A 1,521-nucleotide genomic window follows, 5' to 3' on the forward strand; every position below is an offset into this window, starting at 1 on the left:
CCGGCACCCCGGGGACGAGCCAGGGGCGCAGGGACCTCGCGGGCGGGGAGGGTGGCCACCATCGCCGGCCAATACACCTACTACCTCGCCCGTCTCGGTTACCACACAGGCAACCGTGATCTAGCATCAAGGTTCGCGACAGTCGCCGAGCAGTACGCCGCCCACGCGGGAGATGCACTGCTCGGCGGCAGTATCGCCGGCCCCCGATCGTGCATCGCCTTCAACGCCGGCCGCTACACGGAGGCCGCGGGGGTCGCCCGGAACGCAATCCGCAACCCGGATGCAGACCCGTATGTTCTGCCCCGTCTTGCCGCGTATGCGGCATGCGCCGAAGGTGCCGGCGGACAGCCGGGGCGCGCCCGAGAAGCGATTCACCTCATGAACGACGCGCCCCTGCCTGTGGAACGCCTCGCAGGCGCGGGCCTGTTCGACGCTACAGAACGGCTTCTCTACACCGCGTTGGCCCTCTCCGGGATCGGAGATCCAGGCGCCACCTCGCTCGCCCAGGCCACGGTCGACAGCTACCAGCCCGAGCACGTGGAGGGCCTCGGCCTGACCTGGTGTGCGCTCGCGCTGTCTCTCCGACCGGCCGACCCAGGGCAGGCCGCGCACGCGGCTACGACGGCCCTAGCCGTGACGGAGGAGTGGCCTGCCTCGACCGTACTGGCCCGCGCGACCAGGGTGCACGCCGACCTGACCAAGAGCCATCGGAGTCTTCCCGAAGTTCAGGAGCTCGGGCGCCGGCTGGTGGCCTGCAACAAGTGCCGGCGTCGCCGTGGCGCCCAGTTGCATGCCACAGGCAGCGTCGAGCGGGTGCCAGAGCGGGGGACGTGCCCGCATGGCAGGCCGCTGCGGAAAATCTGGGCGCCTGGGTTCGGGCCGGGCTCCGGGCCGCCGCCGCCCGGCACACCAGAAGAACGGCGCCAAGGCCCGGTCTGAACGGGCCCGGAAGTCGCGCGAGGAGGTTCAGCGACTCCCGGCAGCGATCTCGGCCCGGACCCGCGCGACGAACGCCGCCAGCACCTGTTCGCCCGCGAGCACCCCGGCCGCGGCGGTGACGGTGACATTCGGGCCCGACCAGCCCAGTTCGTGCAGCTCACCGTGGGCCGGACGGACGGCGTGGTCGGCCGCCGCGAGCATCGGGACGTCGAGCACGGAGTCCCCCGCGGCCAGCAGCCGGGCGGTACCGGCACGGCGGGCGACCTCGGCCACCGCGCGCTGCTTGGTCAGGACCGACGGGACAAAGTACACCTTCCGCCCCTGCACCGACATCGCCCAGCCCGCAGCCCGCGCCGTCTCGGCCTCCCCGGTCAGGTCGGGAATGCCGGCGCGGTCGTGGGCGACGAGGTAGACGAACAACCCGTCGGCGACCCGCACGAGCCGGGCCCAGCCGCCGGCGGCGGACCGCTCGGCGAGCGCCACCATCTCCGCCAGGGGGGCGCAGGCGGCGGCGGCCTCGGCCGCCACGCCCGCCGCCCAGGCCGGATCGGGGACCCCGTCGACCAGCAGGTGCCCGCCGTT

Annotated in this window: 1 protein-coding gene and 1 pseudogene; one reads left to right on the plus strand and one right to left on the minus strand. The window is 73.4% G+C overall.

Annotation, left to right across the window (positions count from 1 at the left end):
- Positions 1 to 51: 51 nt before the first annotated feature.
- Positions 52 to 939, plus strand: coding sequence for a hypothetical protein (locus AC08ON_RS01920; RefSeq protein WP_476606588.1), 888 nt, complete (start codon positions 52 to 54; stop codon positions 937 to 939).
- A gap of 27 nt (positions 940 to 966) precedes the next feature.
- Here the strand turns inward: AC08ON_RS01920 and AC08ON_RS01925 are convergent.
- A pseudogene (locus tag AC08ON_RS01925) lies at positions 967 to 1,521 on the minus strand (sucrose-6-phosphate hydrolase); the annotation flags it as partial.

It is taken from the genome of Frankia sp. CoWAU3, assembly GCF_977971855.1.